Below are 25,389 nucleotides of genomic sequence, written 5' to 3' on the forward strand. Positions count from 1 at the left end.
GCTGCGGAGCTTAACGATGCCGCAGGGTCTGCCCAGCAAGATCCGCTATGCGTTCGTCACCCAAGGGCTGCTGGCGGTCCTGGCGGTGGTGTTCGGGGTGAGCCTGATCACGCTGATGACCCGCGACGCCCTGATCGACCAGCGTCTGGACGTGGAGGCGACCGCGTTCTGGGAACGGCGGGCGGGCCTGCGGCCCCCGGCGCAGCTCCCGGCCACCGGCACCATCCACGGCTACTTCCAGGCCAGCGGTGCGCCCCCGACGGGCATCCCGGCGGACCTGCTGGCCATGGGCGACGGCGTGACCTACCTCTACCGCCAGCAACGCGCCGTCCTGGTGCAGCGCCAGCCGGCGGGCGTGCTCTACCTCGTGGTCCAGACCAGGAACGTCGACCGGATCATGTGGGGCGCGGCGGTCGGGATGATCCTGCTGGGGCTGTTCGCGGTGCTGGTGATCACCGGCCTGACCTACCGCAAGTCGCGCAGCATCGTGCTGCCGGTCAACCGGCTGGCGGAGGAGGTCGCGCGCTGGGATCCGCTGCAGGGGGAGATGACCGCGCCGCTTGCGCTCTCGGCGGTCTCGAACGACCAGAGCCGCGAGGTCCGCGCGCTGTCGACGGCGCTCCACGGACTGGCCGGGCGTGTGGCCGAGTTCGTGCAGCGCGAACGCGATTTCACCCGCGACGCCAGCCACGAACTGCGCACGCCGCTCACCGTCATCCGGGTCGCCAGCGACATGCTGTTGTCGGATCCCGCCCTGCCGACGTACGGGCGCCGCTCGCTCGAGCGCATCCAGCGCGCCGGTCGCGACATGGAGGCGGTGATCGACGCGTTCCTGATCCTCGCGCGCGAGGGCGGCGTGGCGCCGGTGAGCGAGGAGTTCGACGTGCGCGAGGTGGTGGTCGAGGAAGCGGAGAAGGCGCGTGCGCTGCTGGGCGGCAAGCCGGTGGAACTGCGCATCTCGGGTGATGCGTCGCCGCGACTGTTCGCGCCGCCCGCGGTGCTGGGCGTGGTGATCCGCAACCTGCTGCGCAACGCCTGCAACTTCACCGAGAGCGGCGCCATCGACGTGGTGATCAGGCCCGATGCCCTGATCATCCGCGACACCGGCATCGGCATGTCGGCCGAAACGCTGCGCCACGCGTTCGAGCCGTTCTACCGGGCCGATGCCTTCAGCCCGATGGGCAAGGGGTTCGGCCTGACCATCGCCAGCAGGCTCACCCGCCGCTTCGGTTGGCAACTCCTGCTCGAGAGCATGCCCGACGCGGGAACCACGGCCACGATCCGGTTTGCGCCGGTGACGCCTTCCTGAGCGGCCGACTCGCCGCATCGCGGCACTGTCAACCGGGTGCCGGTGCGGTGCGTTAGCCTGCCCGGATGCCACTCCCACCGGACCCCTCTCGCATGAGCCCACCGTCGTCGCGCCGCAAGCGGCCGTTTCTCCGCGCCCTCATCGTCGCGGTGGTGCTTGCCGTGGTCGCAGCCGGCGCATGGTTCTGGTGGCGCGGTTCGCAGGACGCGTCGGCGGAATCGGCATGGCGCACCGTCGAAGTGGAACGCGGCGACATCCGCGTGGCGATTTCCGCCACCGGCACGCTCAGCGCGATCTCCACGGTCACCGTCGGCAGCCAGATCTCCGGCCAGGTCACCGACGTGCTGGTCGACTTCAACAGCCAGGTCAGGGAGGGCGATGTGCTGGCGCGCATCGACCCGCGCACCTACGAGGCGCAGATCGAACAGGGCGCGGCCCAGGTCGCCAGCGCGCGCGCCTCGCTGACCCAGGCGCAGGCCGCGCTGCGCAACGCCGAGCTGGACTATCGCCGCAAGTCCGACCTGGGCAGCCGCAAGCTGGTCGCGCAGGCCGATGTCGACCTGGCGCGCGCCGCCTACGACCAGGCGCGCGCGCAGGTGGCCTCGACCCAGGCGCAGATCCGCCAGCAGACGGCGGCGACCGAGAGCAGCCGGGTCAACCTGGAGCGCACGGTGATCCGTTCGCCGGTCGACGGCGTGGTGCTGACCCGCACGATCGAGCCGGGCCAGACCGTGGCTGCCAGCCTGCAGGCACCGGAGCTGTTCACCATCGCCGAGGACCTGTCGAAGATGAAGATCGAGCTGGCGGTGGACGAGGCCGACATCGGCCAGGTCAGGCAGGGCCAGTCGGTGTCGTTCACCGCCGACGCATTCCCCGACCGGCAGTTCCGCGGGGTCGTCGACCAGGTGCGGCTGGCCGCGACCACGGTCAACAACGTGGTGACCTATCCGGTCGTGGTCAGCGTCGACAATGGCGACGGAACCCTGCTGCCCGGCCTGACCGTCAATGCCGAGATCGAGGTCAGCAACCGTACGGACGTGCTCAAGGTGTCGAACGCCGCGCTGCGCTACAAGCCGGTCGGCGGGACCGGCACGCAGCCCGCCGCGTCGGCGGTCGGTCGCGGCGGCGCGGGCGTGGCCGAGGAACTGGAGCGTGTGGCCGCCGCCCTCGACCTCAACGCCGAGCAGCGCGCGGCGTTCGATGCCGCTCTCGCCGCACAGCGGCAGCGGGCGGAGGCGGCGCGCGGCGCTGGCGGCACCCAGGGCCAGACGCGCGCCGACGCCGGCGGGATGCCGCCGGGGGCGATGGTGGTGCGGATGGGCGCGGGCGGCGATCAGGACGTCCAGGCGCTGATCCGCAAGCGCGTGCTCGAGCGCATGCAGGAGAACTACGCCGGCTTCACCCGCCTGCTCGACGACTCGCAGCGCAAGCGTTGGGATGCCGAACTCGCCTCGTCGCTGAGCGCCACTCGCGCCACCCTGTACCGGCTGGTCGAAGGCCGGCGCGAGGAGGTGCCGGTGCGCATCGGTGCCAGCGACGGCACCAGCACCGAGATCCGGGGTGCCGTGCAGGCCGGCGACGAGATCATCACCGGCGAGCGGGCGCGCAGATGAGCGCCGTTGTCGCCGACGCAACGCCGGTGATCGAGACCCGCGCGCTGCGCAAGGTCTATGCCGAGGGCAGCGAGGCGGAAGTGGTTGCGCTCGCCGGCGTCGACCTGCGTATCGCCCGCGGCGAATTCGTGGCGATCATGGGGCCTTCCGGCTCCGGCAAGTCGACGTTGATGAATCTCATCGGTTGCCTCGACACGCCCACCTCCGGCCAGTACCTGTGCGACGGCGTCGACGTCGCCACCCTCGACCGCGAGCAGTCGGCGATCCTGCGGCGCGACAAGATCGGCTTCGTGTTCCAGGGCTTCAACCTGTTGTCGCGGATGACCGCCGCGGACAACGTCGCGATGCCGCTGGGTTACGCCGGCGTGCCGCCGGCCGAACGCCGCCGCCTGGCGCTGGAGGCGCTCGCGGAAGTAGGACTGGCCGACCGCACCGCGCACCGGCCCAGCGAACTGTCGGGCGGCCAGCAGCAGCGTGTCGCCATCGCCCGTGCGCTGATCAACCGCCCCGCGATCCTGCTGGCCGACGAGCCGACCGGTGCGCTCGACTCCAGGACCGGCGAGGAGATCCTGGCGCTGTTCAGGCGCCTGCGCGACGAGGGTCACACGGTGGTGCTCATTACCCACGACCCCGAGGTCGCCGCCTACGCCGACCGCACCTGCGTGATGCGAGACGGCGAGATGCATGAAGAGCGGGGATTGGGGATCGGGGATTCGGGATTCGAAACCGCACCCGATGCCGCCGCTGTGTCCCACTCCTCGATTCCGGCTCCCCGCCCCCGATGAACTTCGCCGACATCCTGCGTACGGCCCTGTTCGCGTTGCGCGGCAACTGGATGCGCAGCGCGCTGACCTCGCTCGGCGTGATCATCGGCATCGCCTCGGTGATCGTGATGGTGTCCGTCGGCCAGGGCACACAGTCCGAGATCGACAAGATGGTCGCCGGGCTGGGGTCGCAGCGTCTGGACATCTCCCCCAACGTCGCCCGCAGCAGCGGCGGCGTGCGCATGAGCGCCAGCAGCTTCTTCACCCTGACCCGGGGCGACGTCGACGCGATCCGCGGCGAGATCCCGGAAGTGCAGTACATCTCGGGCTCGCTGCGCGGCAGCAGCCAGGTGGTCTACGCCGAACGCAACTGGAACAGCAGCTGGCAGGGCGTCGATCCGGACTACCTGGTGATCAATGGCTGGACCGTCGAGGAGGGGCTGGGCTTCGACGAGGCAGGGGACGACAAGTCGGTGCTGATCGGCGAGACCGTGCGCCGCGAACTGTTCGGCGACGAAAGCGGGATCGGCGAGACGATCCGCATCGGCCGGGTGCCGTTGACCGTGATCGGAACGCTGGCCGCCAAGGGGCAGAGCAGCTGGGGTCGCGACCAGGACGAGGTGGTGATGGTGCCGCTGGAGACCGCGCGGCGCCGGCTCATGGGCTCGATGGGCATGCCGCCGGGCGCGGTGATGGAAATCTCGCTGGCGGTGTCCAGCGCGGACGACCTGGGCTACGTGCAGGGCGAGATCGAATCGCTGCTGCGCCAGCGCCATCGCATCGCGCCCGGCGCGGAAGACGATTTCCGGGTGCGCAACATGTCCGAGATCGTGGCCACGCGCACCGCGACGACCCGGCTGATGTCCTGGCTGCTCGGGGCGGTGGCGACCATTTCGCTGATCGTGGGCGGGATCGGCATCATGAACATCATGCTGGTCTCGGTCACCGAACGCATCCGCGAGATCGGGCTGCGCATGGCGGTCGGCGCCGGGCCGGCCGACGTGCGTCGCCAGTTCCTGGCCGAGGCGATGCTGCTCTCGCTCGGCGGCGGGGTGATCGGCATCCTGATCGGCATCGCCGGCGCCCTGCTGGTGGGGCAGTTCAACAGCGAATTGCCGGTGCAACTGGACGGCAAGGTGATCGGCCTGGCGGCGGGATTCTCCATCGCCACCGGTCTGTTCTTCGGCTATTACCCGGCCAGGAAGGCGAGCCAGCTCGATCCGATCGAGGCCCTGCGGCAGCAATAGGCCGGCGGCCGGCGCGATGGGCGCGGTGCTCGTGCCCTGGCGATGGCGCCGGGCCGGGCGATGCATGCGCGGCACCACCACGCACGCGCGCCGCGATCACTTCTCCCGCAGGTACGGCGCGACGATCCCGCGCCACAGTGCGTATCCCTTCGCGTTCATGTGCAGCCGGTCTTCGATGAACAGGCTGGCGTCCGGCTGGCCTTGCGGATCCAGCATCGGCGTGAACACGTCGATGAAGTCGACGCCTTCGCGCGTCGCCGCCCAGTCGCGGACGAGTGCGTTCGCTTCGCGCTGGAGCGGCAGCTGCGCCACGCGCAGCGGACTGGGCTTGATCGCGATGTAGGCGATGCGCAGGTCGGGCAGGTCGCGCCGCAGGCGCTCGACAAGCGCCTGGAAGTCCGACAGCACCTGCGCCGGCGTGCGTCCGGCGTCGATGTCGTTGTCGCCGGCGTAGATCAGCACCTGGCGCGGCCGGTAACGCGACGCGACCTGTTCGGCGTGCCAGAAAGAATCGCGGACCTCGGAGCCGCCGAAGCCGCGGTTCAGCACCGGCACGCCGGCGAAATCCTGCGTCAGGGCCGGCCACAGCCGCACCGATGAGCTGCCGGTGAAGACGACGGGACGCGGTGGCGGCGGCGCCGCCGCATCCTCCTCGGCGGACCGTGCCATGTCGGCCGTCCAGTCGCGCGAGACGGGATCGGCCGCCGGCGCGTCCATCGGCGCGGACGCGGCCTGTGGGCCGCTGTGGCATCCGGGCAATGCCGGCAGCGCGATGAGCGCAAAAAGCGGGAGCAGTGCACTGCAGAGCGCCGCAGCGGGTTTCATGGGGCGTTTCGAGGGGCGGGGAAAGCGGGTCTGCATCGTGGCTCCGTTCGGGGGTTCTTCACATGCCGTCGTGACGCGAAAGACGCTGGAATCACGCCTGACTATGGCAAAATTGCGTGGTTGCGGCGCTGCCGCGCCCCTGAACGCTGCATGCCGTCGTCCCTGTCGCAGTCTCCGCCCGGTGCCGCCGGTGGCCGCCCCGGGGATCCAGGTCCGGGCGCGCGGCAACGGGCTTGATCATGGCCGACGAAACCGGCCACCTGCCGCGCCGTCCCGCGCGCATCCTGATGGCGACCATCTGGTCGCTGCAGGGGCTGCGGGCGGCCTGGTTGCACGAATCCTCGTTCCGGCTGGAAGTGTATCTGCTGGCGGTGCTGGGCCCGCTGGCGCTGTGGCTGGGCGACGACGGGATCGAGCGCGCACTGTTGCTGGGCAGCTGCCTGCTGGTGCTCGCGGTGGAACTGCTCAATTCCGCGATCGAGGCGGTGATCGAACGTTACGGCCCGGAGCACCACGAACTGGCCGGCCGCGCCAAGGACATGGGATCGGCGGCGGTGTTCGTGACCATGTTGAACGTGCTGCTGGTGTGGGGACTGGTTCTGCTCCCGCGCTGGCTGTAGCCAAGACACAAGAGGAAGTCGATACATGCTGGAGATGTTGAGCGATCCGCAGGTGTGGATCCTGTTGCTGACCCTGAGCACGATCGAGATCGTGCTGGGCATCGACAACCTGGTGTTCATCTCGATCGCGGTCAGCAGGCTGCCGCCGGAGCGCCGCGAGTTCGCGCGCAAGTTCGGCATCGCCGTCGCCTGCATCACCCGCATCGCGCTGCTGCTCACGCTGGCGTGGCTGGCCGGCCTGACCACCGACCTGTTCGTGCTGCTGGGACAGGGCATATCGGTCCGCGACCTGGTGCTGATCCTGGGCGGCGTGTTCCTGCTGGTGAAGGGCGCGCTGGAGATGCGCGAGATGATCGGCGGCAGCCATGACGACGGCAGCCCGGCGGCGAAGGCGGCCGTGTCCTTCGGTGGCGTGATCGCGCAGATCGCCGTGATCGACATCGTGTTCTCGCTCGATTCGGTCATCGCCGCGGTGGGCATGGCCGGCGACTACGTGCCGGTGATGGTGACCGCGATCCTGGTCGCGGTCAGCGTGATGCTGCTGGCGGCGCGTCCGCTCGGCCAGTTCATCGACGCCAACCCGACGGTCAAGATGCTGGCATTGGCCTTCATCCTGCTGATCGGCGCCTATCTGCTGCTGGAAGGCTTCGACGTGCATATTCCCAAGGGCTACATCTACGGGTCGATGGGCTTCTCGGTGCTGGTCGAAGTGCTGAACCTGTGGGCCAAGCGCAACGCGCGCAGGCGGGGCGAGACGTTCTGAGGCGGTGCTGCGCGGGTCGCCGCCGCGGCTGGCGTATCGGCGGTGGACGAGGCGCCCGCGCCCCCCGGACGGTGCGACCCGCTCGCTCGCAGGAGCGTCGTCGCGAGCGCGGCGCGGCACCGGCGGCGGCCACGCCCGCCGCCCGGGCAGCGGCTCGGGCACAATAGGCGCTCGTCCCTCGAGGAACGGCCCGCTTCATGATTCATCTCCACCAGATCGATCCCGTCGCGATCCAGTTCCCGGCGTTCGAGTTGTTCGGCCGCACCTTCCAGCCGGCGATCCACTGGTACGGGATCATGTACCTGTTGGCGTTCCTCACCGCCTGGTGGCTGGGCAGGCGCCGGGTCGCGGCGGGGCGCCTGCCGGCCGTCGACGCCAATGCGTTCGGCGATCTGCTGTTCTACGGCATGCTCGGCGTCGTCCTCGGCGGGCGCCTGGGCTACGTACTGTTCTACGCCTTCCCCGACCTGCTGCGCGATCCGCTGATGCTGCTGCGGGTGTGGGACGGCGGCATGAGCTTCCACGGCGGCCTGATCGGAGTGCTGGTCGCGTCCTGGCTGTGGTCTCGCCGGCACAGGCTGCATTTCTTCGACACCATGGATTTCGTCGCCCCGCTGGTGCCGGCGGGTCTGGGCTTCGGGCGCCTGGGCAACTACATCGGCGCCGAGCTGTGGGGCAAGTACACCCAGGCCGGCTGGGGCGTGGTGTTCCCGACCGACCCGCAACTGCTGGGCAGGAGCGCGGAACAGCTGCAGGCGCAGTTCGCGTCCGGTGCGCTCGATTCGCTCGCGCGGCATCCCTCGCAGCTGTATCAGGCTTTCCTCGAGGGGCTGGTGATGTTCGTCGTGCTGTGGCTGTATTCGTCGAAGCCGCGTCCGCGCTACGCGGTGGCCGGACTGTTCGCGCTGCTGTACGGCGTGTTCCGCTTCGGCGTGGAGTTCGTGCGCGTCCCCGACGCGGACATCGGCTACCTGGCCTTCGGCTGGCTGACGATGGGGCAGGTGCTGTCGCTGCCGCTGATCGCGCTGGGACTGTTCTGGCTGTGGAAGTCGCGCAGCGCGCCGACGCTGCAGCCGGCGATCGCCGGAGGCAAGGCATGAAGCAGTACCTGGAACTGCTGCACCACGTGCTCGAGCACGGCGCGGAGAAGTCGGATCGTACCGGTACCGGTACGCGTAGCGTGTTCGGCTGGCAGATGCGCTTCGACCTTCGCGAGGGCTTCCCGCTGGTCACCACGAAGAAGCTGCACCTGCGCTCGATCATCCACGAGCTGCTGTGGTTCCTGAAGGGCGAGACCAATATCGCCTACCTCAAGGAGCACAAGGTCGGTATCTGGGACGAGTGGGCCGATGCGGACGGCGAGCTCGGCCCGGTCTATGGCCGGCAATGGCGGCACTGGCCCGACGGCAAGGGCGGGCACATCGACCAGATGCAGTGGCTGGTCGACGAGATCCGGCGCAACCCGGATTCGCGCCGGCTGGTGGTCAGCGCCTGGAACGTGACCGAACTGCCGCAGATGGCGCTGATGCCCTGCCATTCGCTGTTCCAGTTCTACGTGGTCGACGGCAGGCTCAGCTGCCAGCTCTACCAGCGCAGCGGCGACATCTTCCTCGGCGTGCCGTTCAACATCGCAAGCTACGCGCTGCTCACCCACATGGTGGCGCAGGCGACCGGGCTCGGTGTCGGCGATTTCGTCCACACGCTCGGCGACGCGCACCTGTACTCGAACCATTACGAGCAGGCGCGCGAACAGCTGTCGCGCGCGCCGCGGCCATTGCCGAGAGTGCAGCTCGACCCCGAGGTGACCGACCTGTTCGCCTTCACCTTCGACGACATCGCGATCCACGGCTACGACCCGCATCCGGCGATCCGGGCGCCGGTGGCCGTTTGAGCAGCGGTATCCCCGTGTCGTGGCGCGTGGACCCGAGGTGACAGCGTTCGCTACGGATGCGAGGAGTGGGCCTGCCGATGCGTCGCCCGGCCCCGTTCCCGGCCTGGTTCTGGTCGTCGCATTCGACCGCAATCGCGCCATCGGCAGGCGCAACGCCTTGCCCTGGCACCTGCCGGACGATCTCAGGCGCTTCAAGGCGCTGACGCTGGGCAAGCCGCTTCTGATGGGCCGCAAGACCGCGGAGTCCCTGGGCCGCGCGCTGCCGGGCCGGCTGAACCTGGTGCTCAGCCGAAGCCCGCGCGTGCCGTTCGACGGCATGCACCCGGTCGCCTCCCTGGACGACGCGCTGCGGATCGCATCGGGAGAGGGCGCGCGCGAACTGTGCGTGATCGGCGGCGCGCAGATCTACGCGCTGGCGCTGCCACGCGCGGTGAAGCTGCACGCGACCCACGTCGATACCGTGGTCGATGGTGCGGACGCATTCTTCCCGCCGTACGACGTCGCCCGCTGGCAGCCATTGGCACGCGAGTACCATGCCGCCGATGCCAGGCACGCATTCGCATTCGAGTTCGTCGACTACGTGCGTGTGGATGAAGACGCCGACGCGGCACCGGTCGACGCCTGAAGGGAATTCTCCCGGCGCGCCACGCCACCGCCGTCGGCGGGTTCAACCTGACGACTTCGCCGGTGGCGAGACGTCGCGACCCGGCACCTGCACGATCCGCAGGTCGTCGCTGTCGAGCTGGAGCGCGGTGAGCCTGCCGCCCCAGACCGCACCCGTGTCCAGCGCGTGCACGCCGTGGCCGATGAACAGGCCCAGCGTCGACCAGTGGCCGCAGACGATCTTCAGGTCGCGTTCGGCGCGGCCGGGGACCTCGTACCACGGATACAGGCCGGGCTGCTGCGTGCCGGGCGCGCCCTTCTCCTCGAACGCGATGCGCCCGCGGGGCGAGCAGTAGCGCATGCGCGTGAATACGTTGATGATCGCACGGTCGCGGTCGGGGCCGGTCAGGCGCGGCGACCACGCCGGGCGATCGCCGTACATGTTCTTCAGGAGCTTGCGCGCGCCATCGCCGGCGAGCCTGCGTTCCACTTCGCGCGCATGCTGTTCGGCCAACTGCGTGGTCCACTTCGGCGCCAGGCCGGCATGCACCATCAGCCAGCCCAGGCTGCGGTCGACGTGCAGCAGCGGTTGCACCCGCAGCCAGTCCAGCAGCACATCGCGGTCCTGCGCGAAGAGCACGCCCTGCAGGTCGGCGTTGACCTTGCGCTGTTCGGGTTCGCTGCGCTCGGCGATGGCGAGCAGCGACAGGTCGTGGTTGCCGAGCACGGTCACCGCGTTGTCGCGCAGCGAGTGCACCAGCCGCAGCGTCTGCACCGATTCGCCGCCGCGGTTCACGAGGTCGCCGCAGAACCACAGGCGGTCGCGCGCCGGGTCGAAGCGCAGCTTCTCCAGCAGCCGTTGCGTCGGGCCATAGCAGCCCTGCAGGTCTCCGATCGCCCAGACGGCCATGCGCGTCGCGGACCCGGCTCAGTGCAGCGTGCGCGGCACGGCGAGTGTGAACGGCGGGATCGGCGCGTCGAAGCGCGTGCCGTCGTCGCCGACCATGTCGTACTTGCCCTCCATCGTGCCGACCGCGGTGGGCAGGGTCGCGCCGGAGGTGTAGGTGAACTGGTCGCCCGGCTCCAGCCGGGGCTGTTCTCCGACCACCCCGTCGCCGCGCACTTCCTCGACCCGGCCATTGGCATCGGTGATGATCCAGTGCCGCGAAACCAGCTGCGCAGGCAAGCGACCGAGGTTGCGGATGCGGATCGTATAGGCGAACACGTAGCGGTCGTCGTCCGGCTCCGATTCCTCGTCGAGGAACTGCGTCGCGATCTGGATTTCGAGGCTGTAGTCGGCGGCTTCGTTCATGCGCCCAGTGTATGCGCTGGCCGTGAACGGTTCGAGTAGAACGCGCCGGCACCCTGCCGGCGTCGCCTGTCGAGCCGGTGGCGGCCAATCGCCGGTGCGCGCGCCCTGGCAAGCGAGCGCTCCGTCGATCCCTTCGGAAATACCGGGGACGCTCGTCGCCGGTTGCAGGCGCCTAGGGCGCCGAGAGGAGGTTGGCCAGGCGCACGAAGTCGGCGACCGCAAGCTGTTCGGCGCGCGCCTGCGGATCGATCCCGGCGGCGCGGATCGCGGCCTCGTCGCAGCGCCTCGACAGCGCGTTGCGCAGGGTCTTGCGACGCTGGCCGAAGGCGTCGCGGACCACCGCGGCGAAGCACGGCGGGGCGACGATGCCGACGCTGGCCGGCGGTCGCGGCACCAGCCGCACTACCGCGGAATCCACTCTCGGCGGCGGCCGGAACGCCCCCGGGCCAACGGTGAACAGGGCCGTCACCTCGCACCAGGCCTGCAGCATCACGCTCAGGCGGCCGTAGACCTTGCTGCCCGGCGCCGCGGCCATGCGCTCGACCACCTCCCTCTGCAGCATGAAATGCATGTCGCGCACCGCCGCGGCATGGTCGAGCGCGTGGAACAGGATCGGCGAGGACAGGTTGTAGGGCAGGTTGCCGACCAGGCGGATCGGCGCGCCGCCCGCCAGCGCGGTGAAGTCGACGTCGAGCACGTTGGCATGCAACAGCGTCAGTTCGCCATGGGCGCGCGCGGCCGCGGCCAGCGGGGCGAGCAGGTCGCGATCGAACTCGATTGCGGTCAGCGCGCCGTGCCGGTCGAGCAGCGGGAAGGTCATCGCACCCTGGCCGGGTCCGATCTCGACGATGCGGTCGCCGGGTTTCGGATCGAGCGCGAGGATGATCTTCTCGACCACCCCGCGCTCGTGCAGGAAATGCTGCCCCAGCGATTTTTTGGCCGGCCCGCTGAAACCGCTCACAGCAGCCTGGTCCCGGGCGGGACGTCGCGGTCGGGCACGCACAGGGCGACCCGGCCCTGGTCGTCGTGGAAGCCGGTGACCAGGCATTGCGACATCAACGGACCGATCTGCTTGTCCGGGAAGTTCACCACGCCCACCACCAGTCGTCCGACGAGTTCCTCGGGCGTGTACAGCGCCGTGAGCTGGGCGCTCGACTTGCGGATGCCGACCTCGGGACCGAAGTCGACCTCGAGCACGTAAGCCGGCTTGCGCGCTTCGGCGAACACGCGCGCCGACCGCACGCGGCCGACACGCAGCTCGACCTTCATGAAGTCGTTCCAGTCGATGGTGGGCATGGGGCGGGATGGCGTGGGGGTGGGAGCGGGAGCCTACCGCGTTTGCCGCCCCGCGCGCAGCGGGACAGCGGCCTGCCGCACCGCGCCGGACGCCTACGGCGTGCGCCTGCGCACGGCCAGCCGCGTGCAGGTCTCGATCGCGGCGAACAGGCTCGACGGATCCGCGCGGCCGCTGCCCGCCAAGTCCAGTGCGGTGCCGTGATCCACCGCGACGCGCGGGTAGGGCAGGCCGAGGGTGACGTTCACCGCACGCTCGAAGCCGCTGTACTTGAGCACCGGCAGACCCTGGTCGTGGTACATGGCCAGCACCGCGTCGAGGCCGCGCAACCTGCCCGGCAGGAACGCGGTATCCGCGGGCATCGGGCCTTCGAGCCGCATGCCTTCGCCACGCAGGCGTCGCAGCAGCGGTTCGATCACCTCGATTTCCTCGCGGCCCAGATGCCCGTCTTCGCCCGCGTGCGGATTCAGCCCGAGCACCGCGATGCGCGGGTGCGCGATGCCGAAATCCGAGCGCATCGCCGCATGCAGGATCCTCAGCACCCGTTCGAGCGCTTCGGCGGTGATGGCGTCGGCCACTTCGCGCAGCGGCAGGTGGGTGGTGGCGAGCGCGACGCGGACGATGTCGTTGGCGAGCATCATCACCACGTCGCGGCCGGCCAGGCCGGCCAGCAGTTCGGTGGTGCCGGAGTAGGGAATGCCGCCGAGGTTGATGGTCGCCTTGTGCACCGGCCCGGTGACCAGGCCGTCGCAGCGACCATCCAGGCATGCACCCGCGGCCCGTGCGATCGCGTCGATCACGGCCGCGGCGTTGCGCGGATCCGGCGTGCCGGGCACGCCGACGACCGCATTGCCCACCTCCACCAGGCGCAACTGCCCGGGCGACGCGGCTGGCGCGTCCGCGGCGAGGATCTCCAGGGGAAGGGCGAGGCGCGCGGCGGCGGAGGCCAGCGCCGCACCGTCGCCGAACGCGACCAGTTCGGCCTCCCACGCGCGTTGCGCCGCGCGCACGCACAGTTCCGGGCCGACGCCGGCCGGTTCTCCCGGGACCAGCGCCAGGCGCGGGCGGCCCATCTCAGCCGCCGTCGCTGCCGGCCGTGGCGGCGTTGCCGCTGCGGATGTCGACGTAGGCTTCGCCGCGCATCTCGCGCAGATACCGTTCCCACTCGTCCTCGAGCTTGCGCTGGCCGATCGATTCGCGGACCTGGGCGCGGCGGTTCTCGTCGTCGACGCTGGTCTGGCGCGTCGCCACGCGCTGCACGACGTGCCAGCCGGCCTGGGTCTTGAACGGCGCGGACACCTGGCCGTCCTGCAGCGCCGCCACCTGCCCACCGAACTCCGGGCCGAACTCGTCCTGGGTGAACCAGCCCAGGTCGCCGCCGCTGGCCTTGCTGACCGTGTCGTCGGAGCTCTCGCGCGCGACGGTTTCGAAGTCCGCGCCACCGGCGATGCGCGCCCGCAACGTGTCGATCCGCGCTTTGGCCTCGCCGTCGCCGCTGGCGCCCTCCGCCGGGCGGATCAGGATGTGGCGCGCGCTGTACTGGGTCACCGTGGCCCCGCCGCCGGTCTGCGCGCCATCGCGCGTCTCGACCAGTTGCAGCAACTGGAAGCCGCTCGGCCCCCGGATCGGCCCGATCACGTCGCCGGGCGACATCGAGCGGATCGCATTGGCGAAGGCCACCGGGATCTCGTCGAGGCTGCGCCAGCCCAAGCTGCCGCCTTCGAGCGCGTTGGGGCTGTCGGAGTAGCGCACGGCGGCGGCCGCGAAATCCATCTCGTTGCGGTCGAGCAGGGACTTGATGCCGTCGACCTTCTGCTGCCCGGTCGCGATCTGTTCCGGCGTCGCCCCTTCCGGCAGTGCCACCAGGATATGCGCGAGGTTGTACTGCATGGCCCCGGCCTGCGAGGCCATCGCGGCTTCGACCTCGGCGTCGCTGACGCTGACCCGGCTCTGCGCGAAGCGCTGGCGCATGCGCTGGATCACGATCTCGTCGCGCAGCGAGCTGCGGAAATCCTCGATCGACATGCCGTCGCGCAGCAGCTGCTGGCGCAACTGGTCGGGCGAGAGGTTGTTCTGCTGGGCGATGTTGTTGATCGCGGTATCGATCTCCGCATCGCCCACGCGCACGCCCGTCTCCGCCGCCCGCGCGGTCTGCAGCCTGACCAGGATCAGTCGCTCGAGCACCTGCCGTTCCAGCACCGGCCGCGGCGGCAGCTGGTTCTGGCGGTCGGCGTACTGGGCGATGATGTTCGCCACGGCGCGGTCGAGCTCGCTCTGCAGGATCACGTCCTCGTCGACCACCGCCGCGATACGTTCCAGCGGCTGGGTCTGTTGCGCGTGGGCGGAAGCCGCGAACAGCAAGGCGGCGCACAGGAATGCGAAGAAGGTCTTCATGGCGGGAGTTCGTCTGCGGAAAGGTCGTCGTCCGCGCTGCTGCGCAGTTCCGACGGCGGGACGAGGTAGAGGTCGTCGCGGTGGTATCCGAGGATAGCACGGCGCAAACGGCTCCGGTTGTCGGGCCCGGCGGAGCCCAGGCCCTTGAGCTCGATCTCGAGCTGGATCGAATCGTTCATCTCGCCGCGCGTGTTGCGCACGTAACGGCGGCCGACCAGACGGGCGGCGACGCAGCAGCTTTCCCACTGCACGCCGGCGATGGCTTCCAGCACCTGGTTGTCCTGCAGCGAGTAGTAGTAGCGGCCGACGACGCTCCAGGTCGGGTTGATCGGGTACAGGAACGACAGGTCGACCTGCTCCAGCAGGTCGGTCTGTTGCAGCACGTTGCGGCGATAACGGTAGCCGAGATTGACGATGCCGTCGTCGCCGACGAGGTAGCGCGTACGGAAACTTGCCAGGTCCTCGCGGCGGGTCGCCGGGTTCCACTGGTAGGAGGCGCCGACGGTCCAGCGGTCGTTGATGGCGTAGTTGGCGTCCATCACCCAGGCCGATTCGCCCTCCTGGATCGGGACCTCGTTGCCGAGCGTGATCCGGGCATCCTTGAAGTAGCGGATCTGGCCGACGCTGGCCGAGAGCTTCTCGCGGCCGTCGGATTCGCGGATCAGGCGCGTGGTCAGTGCCGTGGTGAGCTGGTGGGCGTCGCCCTGGCGGTCGGCGCCCGAATAGCGGTTGTCGCGGAACAGCTGGCCCCAGCTGAAGGTCATCGGACGGGTGTCGAACAGCGGCATGCCGTCCTGCTCGCGATAGGGCGAGTTGAGATAGAACAGCCGCGGTTCCAGGGTGTGCAGGTAGTCGTCGCCCCGCCAGCGCATGTCGCGGTCGAAGAACAGGCCGGCATCGACGCTGCCGATCGGCTGGCTGCGCGAGGGGCCATCGTCGAGGAAGCTGGCCACGGCGTCGGCAGGCGGGGCGACGTTCGCCGGCAGGCCCAGCGAGTCGCGCGCGCGAATCACCGCGATCTGCGTGGCCAGCGCATCGTCGAGCTGGTAGCCCGTGTAGCGCCAGGCCAGGGTCGGTCTCACGAACCAGCTCGGCCCCTCCAAGGGCACGCTGATCCAGGGCTTGAGGTCGAAGCGGGTACCGCCGGGCCTCGCCTCGGCGTCGACGTGGGCGAAGCGCACCGCCTCGGTCTCCGCGCCGGCGACCAGCCAGCGTCCGAACGGTCGTTCCCAGAAGAACACGGCGCGGGGCAGTCGGTTGTAGGGCAGCTGGCGCTCGAAGATCGTGTAGTCGGTGAGGTGGCGGTACTCGCCATGGATGGCGGCGGACCAGAACCGGCCACGTCCGTAGACGCCGGCGTTGCTGACCAGCGAGGTCACGGCCAGGCCCTCGACGTTGCTGCTTGCATCCTCGATCCAGCGCGGGTCGCTGACCCAGAACAGGTTCGCCCGCGCCTGCCACGTACGGTCGATGTTGTGGTAGCCGGTGTAGCGGAACATGCCGCGGTCGTCCTCGCGGCGGTTCTCCGCGATCGGCACCTCGATGATTTCCTCGTCGCGCTCGCGCCAGGTGAGGTCGTCGGACGGCAACACCTGCAGGTCGAAGGTGCCGCGACCGCGCTCGGTGAGGTAGCGGAACTCGGTGCCCAGCTGGATGCCGCGCCGGCTCATGTAGCGCGGCTCCAGGGTCAGGTCGTAGTTCGGCGCGAGGTTGAAGTAGATCGGCTGGCGCCAGTCGAAGCCGTTGCGGCTCGACATGCTGATGCTCGGATACAGCAGGCCGGTGCGGCGGCGGTCGTCGATCGGGAATACCATGTACGGCACGTACAGCACCGGCACCTTGCCGATGCGCAGGGTGGCGTTGCGGGCGGTGCCGGTGCCCTCGTCGGTGTCGACGTCGATGCGCTGCGCCCGCAGTTCCCACCAGCGCTGGCTCGGCGGGCAGGTGGAGTAGGTCGAGCCGAACATGCGGCCGCGTGCGTCCTGCATCTCGATCCGTTCGGCGCCGCCGTTGCCGCGCCGTTCGATGAGCTGGTAGCGGACGTTGTCGATGCGGTGCGAGTCGTTGTTCTGGTCGCCCTCGAGCCGTTCGGCGACCACGCGCATGCCCGAATCCTGGTAGCGCACGTTGCCGGTGGCGGTATAGGTGCCGGTGTCCTGCGAATACTCGATGTTGTCGGTACCCAGGAACTGGTCGCCGCGGCGCAGGGTGACGTTGCCGGTGACGTTGTAGACGCCGCCATCCATGCCCACGGTCTCGTCGCCCTGGATGTCGGTCGGCAGGTTCTCGCGGTCGGCGATGCTGCCCACCGGCGGCTGCGCGTCCGGGAACAGCGGCACCGCGTCCTCGACCGGGCATAGCGACCAGTCGACCGGCATGTCGTCGTCCGCGTGGGCCGCCAGCGACAGGGCGATGCAGATCGGCAGTGGCAGCAGGCGGAGCGCTGGACGCACGCGACGATATCCCGGGGCGGAAAGGCCGCTAGCTTGCCGGAAGCCATGTGCAGCGGCAATGCGGTGGCCAGCGACGGTTCATGCAGCGCGGCCGCCGCCGCCCCTTCGCTCAGCGTGGCGCGGCCGCGGCCCTGTCCGTGGGGTCGCCGGCCAGCAGCGCGGCGACGTGCGCCACCGAGCCCTCGCGCAGCGCATGCAGGTCGTAGCCGCCCTCGAGCATGGACACGATGCGGCCCTGCGCATGCCGTGCCGCCAGCCGGGACAGCTCGCCGGTCAACCAGCCGAAGTCGTCCGGACCCAGGGCCAGTTGCGCCAGGGGATCGCGTCGGTCGCCGTCGAATCCGGCGGAGATCAGCAACAGTTGAGGTCCGAACGCATCCAGTGCCGGCAGCAGGATCTCCTGCCAAGCCCGGCGGAAGGCTTCGCTGCCCGCGCCCGCCGGCAGCAACGCGTTGACGATGTTGCCGGCGCCACGCTCGTTGCCGGCGCCGGTCCACGGGTACAGGTCGGACTGGTGCGAACTCAGGTACAGCACCCGCGGCTCGTGGTCGAAGATCGCCTGGGTGCCGTTGCCGTGGTGGACGTCGAAATCGACGATCGCCACCCGGGCCAGGCCGAACCGGTCGAGCGCGTGCGCCGCGGCCACGGCGATGTTGTCGAACAGGCAGAATCCCATCGCCGCGTCGCGGGTAGCGTGGTGGCCGGGCGGGCGCACGGCGCAGAAGGCGACGTCGGTCTCGCCATGGAGCACCGCCTCGGTCGCGGCGATGCCGGCGCCCACCGCGCGCAGCGCGGCCTCAGGCGAGCCCGGCGAGACCGCGGTGTCGGGATCGAGCCGCGTCGTCCCCAGCAGCGGTGCGGACAGTACGCTCGCCAGCAGCTCCGGGTCGTGCACGCGCAGCAACTGGCCGCGGGTCGCGCGTGGCGCCTCGATCCACTCCAGGTCGGGAAAGGCCTCGTGGACCGCCTCGAGCACGGCGCCCAGGCGCTCGGGGCATTCGGGGTGGCCCGCCCCGGTGTCGTGCTCCAGGCAGGCGGGGTGGGTGAACCCGAGCAGGCGCGACATGGGCCTAGCGCCGCTCGTGCCGCCACAGCACTTCGCCGTGCCCGCTGGCGCGGGCCAGCACCCGCGCGAGCACGAACAGCAGGTCGGACAGGCGGTTGAGGTAGCGGATCGCCTGCGGGCGCACCGCCTCCTGGCGCGACAGCGTCACCGTCTCGCGCTCGGCGCGGCGCACGACCGTACGGGCGAGGTGGCAGCGCGCCCCGGCTTCGCCGCCGCCGGGCAGGATGAAGTCCTTCAGCGCCGGCAGCGCCTCGTTGTAGCGGTCGAGGCTTGCTTCCAGCCGGTCGATATCGGCGTCCGCGATCGCGGCATGGCCGGGGATGCACAGCTCTCCGCCCAGGTCGAACAACTGGTGCTGGATCGCGGTGAGCAGGTCGCGGATGTCGGGCGGCAGTTCGGCGGCGAGCACCAGCCCGATCGCCGAATTCGCCTCGTCCACAGTGCCGTACGCATCGACCCGGGCGGAGTCCTTGGCCACGCGGCTGCCGTCGCCCAGCCCGGTGGTGCCGTCGTCGCCGGTGCGGGTGTAGATCTTCGACAGACGGTTGCCCATGGCGGGCCCGGTATCAGGCCGTCTGCGCGTGGAGGGCCGGCATCCGGCTGCGCAACAGGGCGAAGCCGCCGAACAGCAGCGCCGAGTAGACCAGGGTGCTCAGCAGCGTGGTCTTGAAGAAGGGCAGCGCCGCCGCATAGCACGGCAGCAGGCCGGCGTCGCAGGCCGGGTAGCCGGGCACCATGAAGGCCGTCAGCCAGACCGCGAAGTTGCTGACCACGAAGAACAACACCGAACCGGCCAGCGAATAGCCGAGTACGCGCGCGCCGGAGACGCGGCCGCGCAGCCCGAAGGCCAGAACGACCGTCGCGGCGATGCAGAGATAGTTCGCGAGCAGGCTCGGCAGGTATGCGGTCGAGGTGAAGTACTGCAGGTAGGTGCTGCCGCGGGCGAAACCGAGCACGACGTCGGACGACAGCATCGCCAGCACCGGCACGAGGAAGGCCAGGCGGCGGTTCGCGAAGTAGGCGCCGCCGAACAGGGCGACGGCCTCGATCGGCGCGAAATTCGGCGGCAACGGCAGCAGTCGCGACAACGCAGCCAGCAGGATCATCGCCGCCAGGACCAGGGGGCCGGGCGCAAACGGTTTGGCGGAAGCGGATCGGGTCATGGCTGTCGGTCGTGAATGCGGCGGATTCGACCATTCTAGACGGTTCCCGTCCGGGCCGGCTGGCGAGCGGGGAGGGCGGGCAGGGCAGCCGGTATCATCCGGCGATGGCACAGACCCACGACGTACTGATCATCGGCGGCGGGCTGGTCGGCGCCAGCCTCGCGCTCGCGCTCGACCGCGCCGGCGTGGCCGCGACGCTGGTGGATGCCGCGCCGCCCGCGGCGATGCCGGCGGTGTTCGACCAGCGCAACCTCAGTTTCGCCGACGCGACGGTGAACGCCCTGACCGCGCTCGGGGTGATGCAGCGGCTGCGCGCGCCGGCCGGGGCGATCCGCCGGATCCACGCCAGCCGCAACGGCGACTTCGGGCGGGTGCTGCTCGATGCCGCGGACTACGGGCGCGACAGCTTCGGCCAGGTGGTGGTGGCGCGCGATTTCGGCGCGGCGCTGGAATCGCGGCTGGCGGAACTGCCGCGCGTGGTGCGCCTGCGGCCGGCGCGCTTCCTCGGTTTCGGGGACCTGGCCGACGGCTTGCGCGAGGTCCGTGTCGGCGGCGGGGATGGCGAGCGCATCCTGCGCGCGCGCCTGGTGGTCGCGGCCGACGGCACCGACAGCGCGGTGCGCAATGCCCTCGGGATCGCGGTCGGACGCCACGACTACCGGCAGCGGCTGTTCGTCGCCAGGCTGCGCACGCAGCGCGCTCCCGATGGCATCGCCTACGAACGGCTGGGCGACGACGGCCCCACCGCCCTGCTGCCCCGCGGCGACGGCGCCTGGGGTCTGGTCCACGGCGTGGCAGAGGCGGAGGCCGACAGGGTGGCGGGGCTGGCGGATCGCGACTTCATGTTGCGCGTACAGGACGCATTCGGATGGCGGGCGGGTCGCTTCCTCGAGGTCGGCGAACGCAGCCCGTATCCCGCGCTGCGGGTCGTCGCGCAGCAGACGACCGCACAGCGGGCGGTGCTGGTGGGGAACGCCGCGCAAACACTGCACCCGATCGGCGCGCAGGGATTCAACCTGGGGCTGCGCGATGCGCTGACCCTGGCCGAACTCATCGCCGGTGCGGATGATCCGGGCGCCGACGCGCTGCTCGAGGCCCATGCCGCGCGCCGGCACGAGGATCGCACGCGCACCCTGGCGTTCTCGGACGGCATGGCGCGCGTCACCGCGAGTCGCGTGCCGCTGATGCGTCCGCTGCGCGGTCTCGGGCTGGCCGCCCTGGATCGCGTGCCTTCGCTGCAGGCGCTGCTGGCCGGTGGCGCGATGGGATACCGCGGCGACGTTCCGGCCCTGTGCCGGCGGGGCGCCGCATGAGCCGTCGCGACCTGCACGACGTGGCGGTCGTCGGCGGCGGCGCGGTCGGCGCGGCCTGCGCGCTGGCGCTGGCCAGGCTGGGGCTCGACGTCTGCCTGGTCGAGGCGGTGCGGCCCCCAGCCTGGTCGCCGGCGGAGCCCGACCTGCGCGTGTATGCGCTCGCGCCGGACAACGTCGCGCTGCTCGACGGGCTCGATGCGTGGCAGTCCGTGCGAAGCGCGCGCGCGCAGCCCTACCGGCGGATGCGGGTCTGGGACGCGGCCGGCGGCGACCCGCTGGGTTTCGACGCCGATGCGCTGGCCCGGCCCGAGCTGGGGTGGATCGTCGAGCACGGTCTGCTCGTGGACATGCTCTGGCAATCGCTGCTGCGCAGCGGCGTGCGCCTGGTGTGCCCGGCACGGGTGGAGGGGTTGGAGCACGGCGAGGGCGCCGTGGCGTTGCGGCTGGACGACGGCCGCCGCGTCGCGGCGCGCATCGCGATCGCCGCCGACGGTGCAGCCTCGCCGCTGCGGCGCCTGGCCGGGATCGCGGCCGAGGCCCGCGACTACGCGCAGCAGGGGATCGTCGGCTACGTGCAGACCGAACGGCCGCACGAGGCGACCGCGTGGCAGCGTTTCCTCCCCACCGGTCCGCTGGCCCTGCTGCCCTGGGTGGACGGGCGTTGTTCGATCGTCTGGACCCTGCCCGCCGACGAGGCCGCGCGCGTGCTCGCGCTCGACGACGACGGTTTTGCGCGCGGCATCACCACCGCGTTCGACGCCCGCCTCGGCGGGATCCGGCCGACGACCCGGCGCGTGGCCTTCCCCCTGCAACGCCAGCTCAGCGCGACCCAGCACCTGGGCCGGGTGCTGGTGATCGGCGACGCCGCGCACGCTGTGCACCCGTTGGCGGGGCAGGGCGTGAACCTCGGCCTGCGCGACGTCTCCGCGCTGCGCGAGTCGATCCTGGAGGCGCAGCACCGGCGCCTGTCATGGGACGCGTCGCACCGGCTCGCGCGCTGGGCGCGGACCCGGCGCAGCGAGAACACGGTCGCCGCCTACGCCTTCGACGGCATCAACCGCCTGTTCTCCAACGATGCACTGGCCGCGACCCTGCTGCGGGGGCACCTGCTGGGGATCGTCGGGCGCGCGCCGCCGCTGGTGGACCTGTTCTGGCGCCGCGCCGCGGGCGGCTAGGCCTCGGTCGCGGCCGGTTTGCGGCCGCGCAGCCGCTGGAACAGCATCACCGCGCCCACGACGGCGGCCCCCGCGGCGATCCCGACCGCGGCATTGATCAGCATCGGCGTCAGCGCGCCCAGGACCACGCCGATGCCGGGAACCTCCCCGGCTTCCACGCCCGCGTTCGCGACCCAGTCGCCGACCACGTGCACGCCATGGGTGAGGATGCCGCCGCCGACCAGGAACATCGCCGCGGTCCCCGCCACCGACAGCCCCTTCATCAGCCATGGCGCCGCACGCAGGATGCCGTTGCCGATCGAGCGGGTGACGGCGGTGACGCTGCGGCTCAGGTACAGGCCGAAGTCGTCGAGCTTGACGATGCCCGCGACCAGTCCGTAGACGCCCACCGTCATCAGCGCGGCGATGCCGACCAGCACGCCGAGCTGCACCGCGAACGGCTTGCCGGCGACGGTGCCGAGCGAGATCACGATGATCTCGGCGGAGAGGATGAAATCGGTGCGGATCGCGCCCTTGATCTTGCCGGTTTCCTGCGCCAGCAGCTCGGCATCCGATTTCGCCAGCGCCCGGACGTGGGCGGCGTGGTGGGCGGCCGCGCCGTCCCTGCCGTGCAGGAACTTGTGCAGCAGCTTCTCCGCGCCCTCGTAGCACAGGAACAGGCCGCCGGCCATCAGCAGCGGCGTCACCGCCCAGGGCAGGAAGGCGCTGATCGCCAGCGCCGCCGGCACCAGGATCGCCTTGTTGACCGCCGAACCCTTGGCCACCGCCCAGACCACCGGCAACTCGCGCGCCGCGCGCACGCCGCTGACCTGTTCGGCGTTCAGCGCGAGGTCGTCGCCGAGGACGCCGGCGGTCTTTTTCGCGGCGACCTTGGTCATCACCGACACGTCGTCGAGGATCGTGGCGATGTCGTCGAGCAGCACGAGCAGGCTGGAGGCCATGGGCGATCCGCGGCTGGAGTGGGGGAATTGTAGGACGCGCGACCGGCGCGACGCGAAGCGACGTGCGAAGAAAAGGGGGTGCGGGGATGGGGCCGCGACCGGAGATGCGACCGGCGTGGTCCCGGCGTCCGGCGACGCGAATCCGTGCGCCCGTCCGAGGCCCGGTCCGCCGTGCGCGCTATCGGGGCGGGGTCGCCGGCCGCAACCTCGCCGTGTACTCGTCACGATCGATCCGGCCGTTGCCGTCGACATCGACTGCGTCGAACGCATCGGCCAGCGCCGCCTCGGCGGCCGCTTCGCCACGATCCACCACGCCGTCGTGGTCGAGGTCCAGCGCATCGAACGCCCGGCTGGCCGCGACCATCGCCGGGTCTGCGACGCGGGTGATCAGGGTGACGCGAGGTTCGACCGCGATGCGCGTCTCCGGAGCCGGGCTCGACGGCGCCGGCGATGCGGACCCCTCCAAGGGGGCGGGTACCGGCGCAGGTCGGGGCGCCGGGTCGGCCAGGGGCAATCCGGTCGACTGGGCGGCGGCCGTAGCGCCTGCGCAGACCAGCGCCGTCGCAAGCAGGCTGCGGTGGATAGCGTGGGCACGCATCGTATTGCTCCGGTCCTGGATCACCCTGCGCATGCTCGGCGCACGGTCATGAAACCGGCGTCAACCGGACGCCCGCCGGACGCCGAGAGCAACGCGCGTTCAGGTGGCGGACACGCGTCGGGCGTGGACCGTGATCTCCTCGCGGTCGTGGTAGAGCTGCCGCGCGCGCAGGACGAGGGGCGCTTGGGCGGTTCGGCGGAATGCGTCGAGGCTGCGCCGTGTCTCCAGCCAGCGCTTCTTCATCGGCAGCTTGAGGTTGAAGATCGCGTGCCGGCACCAGCCCTCGCGGAACCATTCGCCCACGCGCCGCGCCACCCGGGTCGGCTGCTCGACCATGTCGCAGACCATCCAGTCCAGCGGTCGCGCCGGTTGCCAGTGGAAACCGTCGGCGCGCAGGTGCTCGACCAGTCCGGTCTCCAGCAAGTGCGGGCGCAGCGGGCCGTTGTCGATCGCGATCACGCGCAGGCCGTGGCGCGCCAGCACCCAGGTCCAGCCGCCGGGCGCGGCGCCGAGGTCGGCCGCGGTCATGCCGGGGCGCAGCCATTCGCGGCGTTGCGTGTCGTCGAGCAGGGTCAACAGCGCTTCCTCCAGCTTCAGCGCCGAACGCGAGGGCGCGTCCGCATGCAACCTGAGCCGCGGCACGCCGAGCGGCCAGGGCGCGCTGTCCGCGGGATCCGAATCCGCGAGCAGCGCGTGGTCGCCCGCCACGAAGCACACGTGCAGGCGCGGCAGGCGCGGGTCGTCGGACGCGGCGAGCAGCCCGCGCTTGCGCAGCACCGGGCGCAGCGCGTTGCCGAAACTGCGCGCCAGGCCCGAGAGCGGCTTGCCCGCGTCGGAATCGGGGTGTTCCACCCACAGTTCGCCGTAGGGAGCTCTCCGGCCCGGGTCCATGTCGCGCTCGGATTCGATCGCCTCGAGCATCGGCGCGATCCGGTCGCGCGGATCGAGATCGCGCAGCTCCGCGAACAGCCGCAGCGACTGCCGCGCGAACACGAGGCTGCGCCAGGGCAGGCGCGTCGCCATCGCGCTGTCGTCGCCGAGGAACAGCAGGTAGCCCTCGCCGCGGGTGGCGCGGGCGTAGCCGGCGATCCCCGCCTCGGCGGCGCGGTCGCCGAGTTCGGCCGCCAGATCGGGCTCGAAACCCGCGCGGCAATAGCACAGCAGGCCGTTCAAGGCGCGCGTCTCGAGGCGCGCCTGACCCTGCGATCCGTGGACGAACGCGCCGGCGCGACCGCGACTGCGCCGTCCGCGAGGTCAGTAGCGGCGCGCATCGGACTGGCCGTATCGGCGCAGCACCTCGCGCGCGGCCTCGCGATGCAGGTCGCGCACCACCTCGATCCCGCGGCGCTCGAGCTCGCCGATCCAGTCGGCGGGCAGCGGCCCCTCGTCGAACTCGGTGAGCGCTTCCACGTCCTGGGAACGCGCGCCGATCAGCAGGCGGTCGATGCCGGCCCAGACGGTGGCGCCATAGCACTGGCAGCAGGGTTGCGAGGACGTGGCCAGCACGAAGCGGCCGACGATGTTGTCGTCGAGGTCGCGGTTCAGTCGCGCGCGCTGCAGCCGTTGCTGCGCCAGCATGCAGGCCATCGTCTCCGCGTGCGCGACCGAACAGTGCTGCGGCAGCACGCGATTGACCCCGACCGAGACGATGCGGTCGTCGCCGGCGTCGAACACCGCCGCGCCGAAGGGGCCACCGCTGCGGGCCTCGATATTGAGCCGCGACAGTTCGATCGCCAGTGCGACCTTGGCCTCGTCGCCGGGATAGGCGCGCCCGGTGTCCACCTGCGCGTGGACCCATTCGGGCAAGGAAAGCCCGACCTGGGTCGGGAGCTTCATCGACCCACCCGCAGCGGCCCGTCCACCGCCTGGCAGCGGCCCTGTACGCAGTCGCAGGCCTGGATGTCCTTCCATCCGCAGACCGACGACATGCCGTTGCGCTCGCACTGCGCGCGTACTGCGTCGGGATCGACCGGGCCGTCCTTGTTGACGCACGCCGGGAAGTAGCCGCAGCAGTTGCCGACGTTCTTCACCGTGCAATCGCCTGC

At 70.8% G+C, this 25,389-nt stretch carries 26 protein-coding genes and 1 pseudogene; 11 read left to right on the forward strand and 16 right to left on the reverse strand.

Annotated features, from left to right (window positions below; genetic code table 11):
- Window positions 1-16 precede the first annotated feature (16 nt).
- The 4 genes from JMO03_RS14700 to JMO03_RS14715 all read left to right on the forward strand — a co-directional run bounded on the left by JMO03_RS14700 (window position 17) and on the right by JMO03_RS14715 (window position 4,933).
- Window positions 17-1,309: a sensor histidine kinase gene (locus tag JMO03_RS14700; RefSeq protein ID WP_202844465.1), complete on the forward strand. Its 1,293-nt coding sequence runs from the start codon at window positions 17-19 to the stop codon at window positions 1,307-1,309.
- Window positions 1,310-1,401: 92 nt separating this feature from the next.
- On the forward strand, window positions 1,402-2,922 hold the full coding sequence (locus JMO03_RS14705) for an efflux RND transporter periplasmic adaptor subunit (protein ID WP_202844466.1): 1,521 nt from the start codon (window positions 1,402-1,404) through the stop codon (window positions 2,920-2,922).
- Window positions 2,919-3,707 carry an ABC transporter ATP-binding protein gene (locus JMO03_RS14710; protein WP_202844467.1) on the forward strand — a complete coding sequence of 263 codons (789 nt, stop codon included), beginning with the start codon at window positions 2,919-2,921 and terminating at the stop codon, window positions 3,705-3,707. Before JMO03_RS14705 ends, JMO03_RS14710 begins: the two co-directional genes overlap by 4 nt.
- Window positions 3,704-4,933 carry an ABC transporter permease gene (locus JMO03_RS14715; RefSeq protein ID WP_202844468.1) on the forward strand — a complete coding sequence of 410 codons (1,230 nt, stop codon included), beginning with the start codon at window positions 3,704-3,706 and terminating at the stop codon, window positions 4,931-4,933. The genes JMO03_RS14710 and JMO03_RS14715 overlap by 4 nt, the downstream gene beginning before the upstream one ends.
- Before the next feature lie 96 nt (window positions 4,934-5,029).
- Here the strand turns inward: JMO03_RS14715 and JMO03_RS14720 are convergent, their stop codons facing one another.
- Entirely contained in the window at window positions 5,030-5,758 is a 729-nt protein-coding gene (locus JMO03_RS14720) for an SGNH/GDSL hydrolase family protein (RefSeq protein ID WP_425491855.1), read from the reverse strand.
- Window positions 5,759-5,997: 239 nt separating this feature from the next.
- Between JMO03_RS14720 and JMO03_RS14725 the strand changes: the two genes are divergently transcribed.
- The 5 genes from JMO03_RS14725 (at window position 5,998) to JMO03_RS14745 (ending at window position 9,657) form a co-directional block, all read left to right on the forward strand.
- Window positions 5,998-6,378, forward strand: a complete 381-nt coding sequence (locus tag JMO03_RS14725; protein WP_202844469.1) for a diacylglycerol kinase — start codon at window positions 5,998-6,000, stop codon at window positions 6,376-6,378.
- Between the two features lie 25 nt (window positions 6,379-6,403).
- Window positions 6,404-7,141, forward strand: coding sequence for a TerC family protein (locus JMO03_RS14730; RefSeq protein ID WP_202844470.1), 738 nt, complete (start codon window positions 6,404-6,406; stop codon window positions 7,139-7,141).
- Between the two features lie 197 nt (window positions 7,142-7,338).
- Window positions 7,339-8,241 (forward strand): prolipoprotein diacylglyceryl transferase, encoded by a 903-nt coding sequence (gene lgt / locus JMO03_RS14735; protein WP_202844471.1) that lies wholly within the window; start codon window positions 7,339-7,341, stop codon window positions 8,239-8,241.
- The gene (locus JMO03_RS14740) at window positions 8,238-9,032 is read left to right on the forward strand and encodes a thymidylate synthase (protein ID WP_202844472.1); all 795 of its coding nucleotides are present in this window, start codon (window positions 8,238-8,240) and stop codon (window positions 9,030-9,032) included. The genes lgt and JMO03_RS14740 overlap by 4 nt, the downstream gene beginning before the upstream one ends.
- A gap of 103 nt (window positions 9,033-9,135) precedes the next feature.
- Window positions 9,136-9,657 (forward strand): dihydrofolate reductase, encoded by a 522-nt coding sequence (locus tag JMO03_RS14745; protein ID WP_202844540.1) that lies wholly within the window; start codon window positions 9,136-9,138, stop codon window positions 9,655-9,657.
- Between the two features lie 48 nt (window positions 9,658-9,705).
- Here JMO03_RS14745 and JMO03_RS14750 read toward each other — a convergent pair.
- From JMO03_RS14750 to JMO03_RS14795, 10 genes and pseudogenes are all read right to left on the reverse strand, one after another.
- Window positions 9,706-10,545, reverse strand: a pseudogene (locus tag JMO03_RS14750) (symmetrical bis(5'-nucleosyl)-tetraphosphatase); the annotation flags it as partial.
- An 18-nt stretch (window positions 10,546-10,563) separates the two neighbouring features.
- Window positions 10,564-10,947, reverse strand: coding sequence for a Co2+/Mg2+ efflux protein ApaG (apaG, locus tag JMO03_RS14755; RefSeq protein WP_202844474.1), 384 nt, complete (start codon window positions 10,945-10,947; stop codon window positions 10,564-10,566).
- Between the two features lie 172 nt (window positions 10,948-11,119).
- Entirely contained in the window at window positions 11,120-11,908 is a 789-nt protein-coding gene (gene rsmA, locus JMO03_RS14760; protein WP_337926422.1) for a 16S rRNA (adenine(1518)-N(6)/adenine(1519)-N(6))-dimethyltransferase RsmA, read from the reverse strand.
- The gene (locus JMO03_RS14765; protein ID WP_202844476.1) at window positions 11,905-12,243 is read right to left on the reverse strand and encodes a tRNA-binding protein; all 339 of its coding nucleotides are present in this window, start codon (window positions 12,241-12,243) and stop codon (window positions 11,905-11,907) included. Before JMO03_RS14765 ends, rsmA begins: the two co-directional genes overlap by 4 nt.
- Window positions 12,244-12,336: 93 nt before the next feature.
- A complete protein-coding gene (pdxA, locus tag JMO03_RS14770) occupies window positions 12,337-13,314 on the reverse strand; it encodes a 4-hydroxythreonine-4-phosphate dehydrogenase PdxA (RefSeq protein ID WP_202844477.1) in 978 nt (325 codons plus the stop codon).
- A 1-nt stretch (window position 13,315) separates the two neighbouring features.
- Window positions 13,316-14,635 (reverse strand): peptidylprolyl isomerase, encoded by a 1,320-nt coding sequence (locus JMO03_RS14775; protein WP_202844478.1) that lies wholly within the window; start codon window positions 14,633-14,635, stop codon window positions 13,316-13,318.
- Window positions 14,632-17,088 carry an LPS-assembly protein LptD gene (gene lptD / locus JMO03_RS14780; RefSeq protein ID WP_202844479.1) on the reverse strand — a complete coding sequence of 819 codons (2,457 nt, stop codon included), beginning with the start codon at window positions 17,086-17,088 and terminating at the stop codon, window positions 14,632-14,634. The genes JMO03_RS14775 and lptD overlap by 4 nt, the downstream gene beginning before the upstream one ends.
- A gap of 109 nt (window positions 17,089-17,197) precedes the next feature.
- On the reverse strand, window positions 17,198-18,145 hold the full coding sequence (locus JMO03_RS14785; protein ID WP_202844541.1) for a histone deacetylase family protein: 948 nt from the start codon (window positions 18,143-18,145) through the stop codon (window positions 17,198-17,200).
- A 13-nt stretch (window positions 18,146-18,158) separates the two neighbouring features.
- Complete coding sequence (locus JMO03_RS14790) at window positions 18,159-18,707, reverse strand: cob(I)yrinic acid a,c-diamide adenosyltransferase (RefSeq protein ID WP_202844480.1); 549 nt, start codon at window positions 18,705-18,707, stop codon at window positions 18,159-18,161.
- 13 nt (window positions 18,708-18,720) lie between these two features.
- The gene (locus JMO03_RS14795; protein WP_202844481.1) at window positions 18,721-19,317 is read right to left on the reverse strand and encodes a DUF6580 family putative transport protein; all 597 of its coding nucleotides are present in this window, start codon (window positions 19,315-19,317) and stop codon (window positions 18,721-18,723) included.
- A gap of 104 nt (window positions 19,318-19,421) precedes the next feature.
- Between JMO03_RS14795 and ubiH the strand changes: the two genes are divergently transcribed.
- Window positions 19,422-20,630: a 2-octaprenyl-6-methoxyphenyl hydroxylase gene (ubiH, locus tag JMO03_RS14800; RefSeq protein WP_202844482.1), complete on the forward strand. Its 1,209-nt coding sequence runs from the start codon at window positions 19,422-19,424 to the stop codon at window positions 20,628-20,630.
- Entirely contained in the window at window positions 20,627-21,805 is a 1,179-nt protein-coding gene (locus JMO03_RS14805; protein WP_202844483.1) for an FAD-dependent oxidoreductase, read from the forward strand. The genes ubiH and JMO03_RS14805 overlap by 4 nt, the downstream gene beginning before the upstream one ends.
- Here the strand turns inward: JMO03_RS14805 and JMO03_RS14810 are convergent.
- The 5 genes from JMO03_RS14810 to JMO03_RS21535 form a co-directional block, all read right to left on the reverse strand.
- Window positions 21,802-22,746, reverse strand: a complete 945-nt coding sequence (locus JMO03_RS14810; protein WP_202844484.1) for a DUF808 domain-containing protein — start codon at window positions 22,744-22,746, stop codon at window positions 21,802-21,804. The genes JMO03_RS14805 and JMO03_RS14810 overlap by 4 nt on opposite strands.
- Before the next feature lie 178 nt (window positions 22,747-22,924).
- Entirely contained in the window at window positions 22,925-23,344 is a 420-nt protein-coding gene (locus tag JMO03_RS14815) for an EF-hand domain-containing protein (protein ID WP_202844485.1), read from the reverse strand.
- A 99-nt stretch (window positions 23,345-23,443) separates the two neighbouring features.
- Window positions 23,444-24,517 carry a 23S rRNA (cytidine(2498)-2'-O)-methyltransferase RlmM gene (gene rlmM, locus JMO03_RS14820; protein WP_202844486.1) on the reverse strand — a complete coding sequence of 358 codons (1,074 nt, stop codon included), beginning with the start codon at window positions 24,515-24,517 and terminating at the stop codon, window positions 23,444-23,446.
- 81 nt (window positions 24,518-24,598) lie between these two features.
- Window positions 24,599-25,180 carry a nucleoside deaminase gene (locus JMO03_RS14825; protein WP_202844487.1) on the reverse strand — a complete coding sequence of 194 codons (582 nt, stop codon included), beginning with the start codon at window positions 25,178-25,180 and terminating at the stop codon, window positions 24,599-24,601.
- Window positions 25,177-25,374: a hypothetical protein gene (locus JMO03_RS21535; RefSeq protein WP_337926423.1), complete on the reverse strand. Its 198-nt coding sequence runs from the start codon at window positions 25,372-25,374 to the stop codon at window positions 25,177-25,179. The genes JMO03_RS14825 and JMO03_RS21535 overlap by 4 nt, the downstream gene beginning before the upstream one ends.
- Between the last annotated feature and the right edge of the window lie 15 nt (window positions 25,375-25,389).

The sequence above is a fragment of the Luteimonas saliphila genome, assembly GCF_016774335.1.
In the GTDB taxonomy this organism is placed as follows: domain Bacteria; phylum Pseudomonadota; class Gammaproteobacteria; order Xanthomonadales; family Xanthomonadaceae; genus Luteimonas; species Luteimonas saliphila.

Excerpts from the sequence above, each read along its gene's own strand:
- apaG (WP_202844474.1), bottom strand. The coding sequence starts at position 10,947 with ATGAACGAAGCCGCCGACTACAGCCTCGAAATCCAGATCGCGACGCAG.
- JMO03_RS14815 (WP_202844485.1), bottom strand. The coding sequence starts at position 23,344 with ATGCGTGCCCACGCTATCCACCGCAGCCTGCTTGCGACGGCGCTGGTC.
- JMO03_RS14730 (WP_202844470.1), top strand. The coding sequence starts at position 6,404 with ATGCTGGAGATGTTGAGCGATCCGCAGGTGTGGATCCTGTTGCTGACC.
- JMO03_RS14715 (WP_202844468.1), top strand. The coding sequence starts at position 3,704 with ATGAACTTCGCCGACATCCTGCGTACGGCCCTGTTCGCGTTGCGCGGC.
- lgt (WP_202844471.1), top strand. The coding sequence starts at position 7,339 with ATGATTCATCTCCACCAGATCGATCCCGTCGCGATCCAGTTCCCGGCG.
- JMO03_RS14700 (WP_202844465.1), top strand. The coding sequence starts at position 17 with ATGCCGCAGGGTCTGCCCAGCAAGATCCGCTATGCGTTCGTCACCCAA.
- pdxA (WP_202844477.1), bottom strand. The coding sequence starts at position 13,314 with ATGGGCCGCCCGCGCCTGGCGCTGGTCCCGGGAGAACCGGCCGGCGTC.
- JMO03_RS14705 (WP_202844466.1), top strand. The coding sequence starts at position 1,402 with ATGAGCCCACCGTCGTCGCGCCGCAAGCGGCCGTTTCTCCGCGCCCTC.
- JMO03_RS14790 (WP_202844480.1), bottom strand. The coding sequence starts at position 18,707 with ATGGGCAACCGTCTGTCGAAGATCTACACCCGCACCGGCGACGACGGC.
- JMO03_RS14720 (WP_425491855.1), bottom strand. The coding sequence starts at position 5,758 with ATGAAACCCGCTGCGGCGCTCTGCAGTGCACTGCTCCCGCTTTTTGCG.
- JMO03_RS14775 (WP_202844478.1), bottom strand. The coding sequence starts at position 14,635 with ATGAAGACCTTCTTCGCATTCCTGTGCGCCGCCTTGCTGTTCGCGGCT.
- JMO03_RS14825 (WP_202844487.1), bottom strand. The coding sequence starts at position 25,180 with ATGAAGCTCCCGACCCAGGTCGGGCTTTCCTTGCCCGAATGGGTCCAC.
- JMO03_RS14810 (WP_202844484.1), bottom strand. The coding sequence starts at position 22,746 with ATGGCCTCCAGCCTGCTCGTGCTGCTCGACGACATCGCCACGATCCTC.
- JMO03_RS14710 (WP_202844467.1), top strand. The coding sequence starts at position 2,919 with ATGAGCGCCGTTGTCGCCGACGCAACGCCGGTGATCGAGACCCGCGCG.
- JMO03_RS14765 (WP_202844476.1), bottom strand. The coding sequence starts at position 12,243 with ATGCCCACCATCGACTGGAACGACTTCATGAAGGTCGAGCTGCGTGTC.
- ubiH (WP_202844482.1), top strand. The coding sequence starts at position 19,422 with ATGGCACAGACCCACGACGTACTGATCATCGGCGGCGGGCTGGTCGGC.
- JMO03_RS14795 (WP_202844481.1), bottom strand. The coding sequence starts at position 19,317 with ATGACCCGATCCGCTTCCGCCAAACCGTTTGCGCCCGGCCCCCTGGTC.
- JMO03_RS14805 (WP_202844483.1), top strand. The coding sequence starts at position 20,627 with ATGAGCCGTCGCGACCTGCACGACGTGGCGGTCGTCGGCGGCGGCGCG.
- JMO03_RS14740 (WP_202844472.1), top strand. The coding sequence starts at position 8,238 with ATGAAGCAGTACCTGGAACTGCTGCACCACGTGCTCGAGCACGGCGCG.
- JMO03_RS14725 (WP_202844469.1), top strand. The coding sequence starts at position 5,998 with ATGGCCGACGAAACCGGCCACCTGCCGCGCCGTCCCGCGCGCATCCTG.